At 41.5% G+C, this 8197-nt stretch carries 12 protein-coding genes and 1 pseudogene; 1 reads left to right on the plus strand and 12 read right to left on the minus strand.

All coding sequences use genetic code 11. The annotated features are described in order from the left end of the window. Positions 1-11: 11 nt before the first annotated feature. Complete coding sequence (locus EWH91_RS15060) at positions 12-302, plus strand: calcium-binding protein (RefSeq protein ID WP_129930635.1); 291 nt, start codon at positions 12-14, stop codon at positions 300-302. Here EWH91_RS15060 and EWH91_RS13380 read toward each other — a convergent pair. The 12 genes and pseudogenes from EWH91_RS13380 to EWH91_RS13435 form a co-directional block, all read right to left on the minus strand. Further along, positions 235-546, minus strand: a complete 312-nt coding sequence (locus tag EWH91_RS13380) for a hypothetical protein (RefSeq protein ID WP_129930637.1) — start codon at positions 544-546, stop codon at positions 235-237. The two genes, EWH91_RS15060 and EWH91_RS13380, sit on opposite strands and share 68 nt — an antisense overlap. A gap of 157 nt (positions 547-703) precedes the next feature. Then, positions 704-892 carry a hypothetical protein gene (locus tag EWH91_RS13385; RefSeq protein ID WP_028983375.1) on the minus strand — a complete coding sequence of 63 codons (189 nt, stop codon included), beginning with the start codon at positions 890-892 and terminating at the stop codon, positions 704-706. A gap of 34 nt (positions 893-926) precedes the next feature. Further along, the gene (locus EWH91_RS13390) at positions 927-1367 is read right to left on the minus strand and encodes a hypothetical protein (RefSeq protein WP_129930639.1); all 441 of its coding nucleotides are present in this window, start codon (positions 1365-1367) and stop codon (positions 927-929) included. A gap of 16 nt (positions 1368-1383) precedes the next feature. Continuing rightward, entirely contained in the window at positions 1384-1596 is a 213-nt protein-coding gene (locus EWH91_RS13395) for a hypothetical protein (protein ID WP_129930641.1), read from the minus strand. 67 nt (positions 1597-1663) lie between these two features. Beyond that, a complete protein-coding gene (locus tag EWH91_RS13400; RefSeq protein WP_129930643.1) occupies positions 1664-2173 on the minus strand; it encodes a hypothetical protein in 510 nt (169 codons plus the stop codon). A gap of 14 nt (positions 2174-2187) precedes the next feature. Beyond that, the gene (locus EWH91_RS13405) at positions 2188-2415 is read right to left on the minus strand and encodes a hypothetical protein (RefSeq protein WP_129930645.1); all 228 of its coding nucleotides are present in this window, start codon (positions 2413-2415) and stop codon (positions 2188-2190) included. Positions 2416-2471: 56 nt separating this feature from the next. Next, positions 2472-3499: pseudogene (locus tag EWH91_RS14815) on the minus strand (IS30 family transposase). 80 nt (positions 3500-3579) lie between these two features. Next, entirely contained in the window at positions 3580-3828 is a 249-nt protein-coding gene (locus EWH91_RS13415) for a hypothetical protein (protein ID WP_129930647.1), read from the minus strand. Positions 3829-3998: 170 nt separating this feature from the next. Beyond that, positions 3999-4292, minus strand: a complete 294-nt coding sequence (locus EWH91_RS13420) for a DUF4176 domain-containing protein (RefSeq protein ID WP_129930649.1) — start codon at positions 4290-4292, stop codon at positions 3999-4001. A 57-nt stretch (positions 4293-4349) separates the two neighbouring features. After that, on the minus strand, positions 4350-4880 hold the full coding sequence (locus tag EWH91_RS13425; RefSeq protein ID WP_129930651.1) for a hypothetical protein: 531 nt from the start codon (positions 4878-4880) through the stop codon (positions 4350-4352). A 17-nt stretch (positions 4881-4897) separates the two neighbouring features. Beyond that, positions 4898-6388: a ribonuclease YeeF family protein gene (locus tag EWH91_RS13430; RefSeq protein ID WP_129930653.1), complete on the minus strand. Its 1491-nt coding sequence runs from the start codon at positions 6386-6388 to the stop codon at positions 4898-4900. Positions 6389-7003: 615 nt separating this feature from the next. Further along, positions 7004-7414 (minus strand): VOC family protein, encoded by a 411-nt coding sequence (locus EWH91_RS13435; protein WP_129930655.1) that lies wholly within the window; start codon positions 7412-7414, stop codon positions 7004-7006. Between the last annotated feature and the right edge of the window lie 783 nt (positions 7415-8197).

Genomic DNA, 8197 nt, shown 5'->3' on the forward strand with positions numbered 1-8197 from the left:
GCGATCTTCCCATGGTTACAGGTGAAACGCTTGAAACATTTTTAAACTATTTGAAAGATCATCTTGTTTTTCCGTTCACGGCCAGTTACGAACGTGAAACGGGTTTTTTGTCTGCGAAGACGTACGAAGTCAGGGTTACAGGACTTGATGAAGAAATTGATGATTTTTACGGACTTATTTGCTCTGTAAAAATTGGAAGAAAGAGGCGTTATATTCCGATAGGAAATCTCAAAATTAGTTTAGACACCCCAAATGATCATTTGATAGATGATTACAATACATGGTTTTGGAATTACAGATAGTGATACTGTCTTGAATGTCTTGTGTATGGCAAAATAAAAGTACAGAGTTATGCAGCCTAAAAGTACATAACCTTGCATTTTGATTAGATACAAAAAGGACTTTCCAGCCTTCTGACAAAGCTGACGAATGAAATCGCTTGGATAAAAATCCAGATAAATCACCTATTTTCCTGGCGATTTTCGCCACTTTGAATCCTTGTTCACTCAATTGATGAACCTGTAAATACAAGATTAATTTTTCCACCTTTCAGATCCTCCAGATAAACTATGTTTAAAAGACAATCATAACTTATCTGGATTGATATTGGGTGAAAAGTGTTCATTTCTATTTAGCAGAATCTGTTGATTTTAGTTTAGCAGTTACAGCGTACTGAAGGTACATCAAGAGCGCCACCAAATTTTCATTTTTCTTTTACTTTATGTATGGCATCTAGCCATTCTCCCCACATTGCTGCATCAGCAGGTTTTCCGTCATCTAAAAGGGTAAGACTTCCTAATAAAACTGCAACATCATCAGCTTTTGTTTGATTATAATAGTTATCTAAAAAGTCTATCATTACCTTCAGTGCTTCTTTTTCGTTTAGTTCCATAGTAACTCCTCCCCATAATTAAGTATTTGAAATATTAATTTCTCGTTGTTTTGGTTGGCTTAGATTCGACTTTTTTGGCTGATGCTTGCTGAATCAGTTCACGCACCTGATCGATCTGATCGGAGAGTGGGGCGGTACGATCAGGCAGCTCCAGTTTGTTTCTTAATCCCTTGCCGTTAATAACGTTATAAGGAACCGAACCGTCCGCAAATTGTGTGCGAGGAAGAATCGGGCTGCGCCATTGATCCAGTTTTTGATTCACCCATTCTGTTCCCCTGGTTCGTGTTGTTTTAATGGCAGTGCTTGCTTTGCCTGCTGCTTCGCCTGTTTTTCCAGCTTTGGCTGTTTTGCTGAGTTTGTCAACGCTTTTTGTACCGAAAACAGAGGTTGCCAGCGTGGTAAGGGCATAGGTGACCCATCTTGTGCGTGTGTAGGCATTGCCGTGCACCATCTCTTTATCAAACGACTGAACCAACGCGTTTTTGATGAGGTCAGCCGTTTGAATTGGGTGGGTTCACTGCATGCCAGGTGCCTTTGAGCGTCTCAACCGGGTTTGTCGCTGCCTCCCATAAACCGCTGACGGTGTCTTTAACCGCGTCTTTTGCGCCGTCACGTATGTCATATTGAATTTCCTGATCCAGGATCGCCGCTTTGGTTGCGTTTACCGGCAGAGGAGTGACGGGCTGTGTGTCTTTTTTCGACACGTGACTGCATCTAAAGGTAAAGACAAACGACAGTTAAAGTCTGAGTTTTTTTATATGATATTATTTTTTATTTTTTCACCTTATCTATTAATGTTTTCAATTTTATGAGATTGGGGTGACTTTTCGCGTTTATTTTATATAAATCATTTAAGTAGCTGATTGAACTTGTTAATAGTTCATCTCTAAATTCAGTGAATAATACAGGTTTTCCGCTCCAGGCAGGATAGGTCACCTTGTTTGAAATAGTGCAGACAACGGCATGGCTTCCTTCAGGCTTAGTTGCATGGGCTTCACTAATTAGCAGCTTATCATTGTTTATTCTCTTTAGCTCAATCCATACTTGAGGTGTTTCAATATCACTTATGTATACCTGATCTTCCCTTTGAATAAGGTACAGTGCTTCTAAAAAATAGATAAACCACCAGTATACTGAAACAGAAAAAGCATCTAGGTCCTCTGTAAGCATTAGACCATACTTTGAATCACCAACTTGTATTTGAAAGTATCCATCTGCCCCCCTAAGCTCATTTACTTCGTTTACTATATGATTAAATATCTTATAGTTTATGTGAAACATTTTGATCCCTCCGGTTAATTATTGATGTTTCTAATTTCTTGAACAGTGAACTTATGAGTTCCATACACTGTACCAAAAGTACCGTCAGAATGAATATATACATTCAAAATTTCACCATTTATCTTATAGGTTAAATTTCCTGTTTTGCCGCGACGTAATAAATCATTGTAAGCAATCTCAGAATACTTACTTATGTCTTCCATACTCCAATTAGGATTAAAAAATAATCTATTATTAATCATTTTTTTCAACCCGGAATGTCAAATCAAACGCAACAACCATGGAGTCAGGCCGTGAGCTAGCTTGCCAGCGCGGCCTCAATAAGCTCGGCGGCGCTAGCATAGCTGAGCGCCTTGCGGTGTTTCTGATTCAGTGCCTCTTGAACCTGAGCAATAGCATCTTTAGAGAAGCCACGTAGTGACTGGCCTTTAGGGATGTACTCCCGGATCAGACCGTTCTGGTTCTCGTTACTGCCTCGTTCCCAGGGTGAATAAGGGTGGGCAAAGTAGACCTGAGGGCCCTTGACTTGATCTAAGAGTTTGAACTCAGAACCGTTGTCAAAGGTGATGGTCTTAAAGAGCTCAGGCTGCTTGTCGACAACGTTTTGAAGATACTTCAAACAGGTGTCAGCGTGGTAGTTGGGAATCTTCACAATCAGTTCATAACGTAACTGTCGTTCAGTTAACGTCAGGAGAGCGGGTTCACTGGCCCGGCGCTTGCCTTTAACCAGATCCCCTTCCCAGTCGCCAAAGCGTTTCCGGTTGTTGATGGCGTCTGACCGTTCTTCAATTGAGGGGCCAGCCAGGCGCTTATTCTTACGTGAATGATTGTGGTGACTGGCTTTCACATGACGCCTCAGTTTGGCCGGCAGATCAATGTTCTTCACGTTTAACCGGCCTTGATCAATGTAGCGGTAAACGGTCGGCGTTGATGGACAGAACTTGTCTGGATGCGCCTGTTTGAAGACATGGATATAACTGTGTCCACACTTTCAATCCGCGGACGCCGCTTGAGCGCCTTTGTGAACATCTTGAAGAACAACCAGCAGCGTTCTTCTAAGCCCTTAGAATGGCACTTCTGACGGGCTCGTTCATGAAAGAGCTGGCTGGTGTCAGCGTAGTATCGATAGACAAAGAGGTAGTCATGATTACGCTGTTGAACCCTGCCCCGCCTGATTTCGCGAGAGATGGTACTGCGACTGCGATGAAGCAGACGGCTGATTTCGGCTTTTGACTTACCAGCGTTCAAATACGCTTCAATTGCGCTTCTTTCTTCTGGTGTGAGTTGTTGGTAATGCTCGGCAGTGCTATTCTTAGATTGGGTCATGGAGATTTCCTTTCTTTAGAGTTTTGCCACTTTAAGTTTAGGTCTCCATGGCCTATTTGTGTAATCTTGATGTGTTGCACTTAGATTTTAAATCCGGGGGATTTTTCAGTTGACAAATACACCGTTTGAATTGGGTGGGTCACTGCGTGCCAAGTGCCTTTGAGCGTCTCAACCGGATTTGTTGCTGCCTCCCATAAGCCCATGACGGTGTCTTTAACCGCGTCTTTTGCGCCGTCACGTATGCCATACTGAATTTCCTGATCTAGGATCGTCGCTTTGGTTGCGTTTACCGGCAGATGATTGATGGGCTGTGTGTCTTTTTTCGACACATGACGCATCGGTAAAAGTGATTAACTGTATCTGTCGAAGTTTTTTAAGAAATAAGGATAAGAAATAAGGATTAGGTTGATAAATTCGCAAACTGTATTTACCTGCATCTACTGGATCTTTAAGCGAATCTGTTGGCCATAAATATGTTAATATCTGTAAATTCTAAAAATTACCCCTCTATTAGAAACCTTTCATAGGGGATGTCTTTCATTTTCAACTGATATTGTTTTTGAAATAATTCCTCTTCTTCATCTATGTAACCTTTGAAATAGATTTCTTCTATATTTTCATGATTAAAGAAATAGACCTGTTCCTCAACTTTACCGGTTGGATAGATACAAGCTGAATAGTCAAAGTATCCAATGACTCCATTTTTATTGTAAAGGGGTGCTCGGTTTAAAATCATCAGTTTGACATCGCCATTCTTCAGACGAACGACACTTCCGATAGGCAATACCTTCATGTCGTGATTTCTCCTTTTTTTTCAAAGTATTTGTTAACCAATGGTGTGGTTAATGGGTCACCCGCGTTTGTACAGTTTAAATCGATCTCGAGAGAAGCTGCATAACATATAGTCAGTAAGTACAAGCATCAGGAATGATAATAGGTACCAAATAATCCAATAGGTGAGTAAAAACAATGCTAAAGCGAGCGCAAAAACGACAAATGAACTAACAGTAGCAATCAAATCAATTTTAAGCATACGTTTACCGGAAATGATGTACTCCTGAAGCATCGTCTGGTCAAAAAATACTTCTTTTAATTCTTTAAAATAGTAGGATTTATAAAGTTTATAACCAATAAAAAAACTGATTGTTAATTCTAAAAGGAGCAGAATGGACAAAGCAAGTGGGGTGTCCGTGAGCAGGTTCAGCGGTTGGATGCTTCTCAGCAAAGCAAGAACCAGTACAAAGGCTACCCAATAGATCAGCTGATTCACTTTTTTATGGTATGCTTTGTAAACTTTGCCGGAGTTTGTATCCAAAAAGAGCGTAAATCCCGGATTGTTTTTGCCCATTTCTCGATAAAAAGGAATGAGTCGACGTGCCATTTTTTCACTTCCTGTTTTCAATTGAATGCAGAACCTAAGTTCCCAAAGAAACCAGAGACTGCTTCACCAACTTCTTTACCATTGTCCATTATTGAGTGAACAACTTTCTTTTTTATATGAGCTGCGTCTTCGCTTAATTTCTTTAATTGATGAGCAATATCGTCTTTATGATCATATAACCAATCAAAAGCCATAGAAGCAGTGACACCTATAGCAAATCCAGCAGCTGATCCAAAAATTGGAATAGGAATTGCCGATCCAATTGCAGCACCAACCATCCCTGCTCCAACATGACCCCCGGTTTTGATTGCGGCGTCTTTGGTATCTTCGCCACGGTACAATTGTACTGTAAAGTCTATTGCAGAACCCACGACTGGCACACCATAGATGGCGCCGGTTCTAATTGCACTGCTTAATAAGGCAGGCGCTTCACGAATGGTGGTTGTTCCTCCAGTAATTGTGGCACCAACCAAACCGCGATCTACAAAATGAGTCGTATTCTTCTGTATCCATGTGATTACAGAAGAAGCGATTTGTTTTGAAACTTTATTGGTTAGTTTTGTTTCAATAGAATTTTGTATAAAAGCGGTCCCTGTATTAAGAATTCCGGACAGAATGGAATCAAGTGTTTTTTTGCTGATTTTTCCTTTTTTATGGTCTTCTATTGCTTTATTCACGTAAAGCCTTAATTTTGGTTTCAATTTTTTTGCTGCTGGACGGTCAGCGGGAAAAGCTGTTTTGCCCCTTAACCGGTGGTACTTTGCTTTTTGCTGAGCCTTGTAATTAAGGTAAAGATATGTTTCCTTTGTCCTATTCTCCTCAAGTTGATAAGCTTTGCTGTCATAATAGGTGGTTGCATTGAAATGCATTGGCTGCACGTCTGCACCCTGGTGGGTCGCGTGGATCAGTGCTTCATACAGCGTCTGGATGTGCGGCAGATCTTCACTGATTTGCCGGTATTCGCTGGTCAGAGACTGGTCCAGGTCTTGAACATCGAGCGCTGTTTGTGCGCGCTTTTTATCGGCAGCGTCTAAAGCCTGATCGACGTCGTGGTTGGAAAAGACATGGATCGGTACAAGATCAGAGATGCTGCTTAGGATCCTGGCAATGTCCTCACGCTGCTCGCGCACCATTTCTTTGGAGCGCGCGTGACCGATCGACAAGTCCTCGTTCAGAAAGGGCACATGAATCTTTGTGTCTCCGCCAAGATGCTTATCCTCAATGGTCCCGGCAACACCCTGGAAATAGGCAATCTTCTTGTCAATCAGCCGCAGCCAGCTATCGGCGACAGTGACTTGAGCGGCATAAAATTCTTTAATCGCGTCTGCGCCCTTCCCCTGAAAATCGGAGCCGAGTCCGGCGATCTGCTGGAATGCGGTGCGTAAGCTATGGAATTGATCCCGTAACGTTTGATAGCGTCTGGCACGTGCTTCGGCGGCTGCGATCAGTGCCTCGGCATCGTAGGTTTGTGTCTCGCCGGCTGAGCCGGAGCCCATGTTTACTCTCATTTTATCACCTTCGGAATAGGAACTGTTCAATGGGATTGATGATCAGGGGATGCAAAAACGTGATGTGTTTTTAGAAGAAACAGTCAGTGAAGAAGGATGAAGTTTGGTTTAGTACTAGTGTACAAAATGTGACCGTTTGATGAACACGGCCGAAATGCCTAAAAGGGCATTGAGATTTTACGAAAAAGCAGGAATCGACATAATTCGACATCAAATACCCTGCCGTTATGACTAGTGGCCCATGATCAGCAGATAACAGCACAGAAATAGCCGGAACTGTTGGAGGATTCTTGTGACTTCCAAGTGCGTGATTTAAGGGGAACAAGGCGGTCAATAATCCGCTATAGAGGATGAAAATGATAGACAAATGTTTAAAAGCCGATCCTTCACACATCGTTTGTGTTTTGGATTGACTTTTTTGTATCTGTTGGATTCGTTAATAGGAACTGGCAAAGAAATTGAGCATCCTTCCCCCGGTTCTTATTTGTTTTGAGAAGAAAAGTATGCTAATAGTTTGCAGTCGATTTTGTGGGAAAATGGAGCCAGCTTAAAAGATGACTTTGTCATTTGTGCAAAGCCGCTTTTCTACTGTTATCGCATGTACTAACCTTGATATTATTCAGTGTAAATTTGGAAGGTTACACCGAATTTATCTTTAATCACCCCGTAAGCAGGACTAAAACTCGTTTCTGACAGTGGCATTTCAACTTGTCCGCCATCCTGTAAGGCTTCAAAAATTTGGCGGGCTTTGTCTGCATTATCAAACGTGACACAAATGGTCACCAGGTTTCCTTCGTGAGCGGGTTGACCTGGGAATGTATCTGAAAACATCATTACTGACTCTCCAACCCTTATCGCAGCGTGTGAAATGAAGTCTTTTGCATCCTCAGGGAAAGAAAAATCCGCGGTAACAGGCATTTCACCAAATGTAGTAACTGCTAAAACTTCTGCATGAAATACCTTTTCGTAAAATCCAATTGCCTCTCTTGCATTTCCGTTCAACTGTAAATAAGGAATAATTTGCATTTTTTCAGCTCCTCTGATTTTATTGGGAGTATATACTCCAAATATTATTATAACCAACAAGATCATGCGTCACATTAAAATTCTGAACATTTTAATTGCTTCGTGCCAGGCATACCCCGGGTTATCTTGTTTCACATTCAATGATGCTCTATGGTACAGTATGCTGATGCTAAGCATGATTTTGTTACCCGTTCCCCCTGTAATATTCTAAGGGATATATGGGTATTGGAATCTGGGCATTAATGGCTGTCATCACCCTATTTTAGGCAATTTGAGTTAAGTCTCACAAGAAAGTATCAAGGGAAAAGGATAGGAATAAGCAATTTCACAGAGTTAAGATATATTAAATGGTAGAACCCTTGATTGAGAATTTTGAAGAGCTCCGATTGCTATGTTTCTGCCTGCAGATCGTGCCCAAAATGTTGTAGATCTGTTACCAGCAACGCTGGAAAAGACATATTGCTGTCAACTCTTATCACATAGAGACGTGCGTACTGATGTCGAGGCAAAAGAGTGAAGGCACGAAAATCAGCCACTTCTGTGATTTTAAGACTTGAAGGCAAAGTCTGAAAATGACACTTTTAACCGGTTAAGCGAATCAGTCCGTAGCCTGGATATGGGTGTATGCTGTTTTACAGAGATGAATCATGATTAAAAGCCTAGTGGTAATATGTCAAGTCCCTAAAAACGAGAAATTGGAAATTTTTTAGGGCCTTTATCCAAAAGCACTTAAAAAAGCGTATATGAAACAAATCCCACGCCAAATAACAAATTTTACCAGTT

The organism is Sporolactobacillus sp. THM19-2, assembly GCF_004153195.1.
Lineage (GTDB): Bacteria > Bacillota > Bacilli > Bacillales > Sporolactobacillaceae > Sporolactobacillus.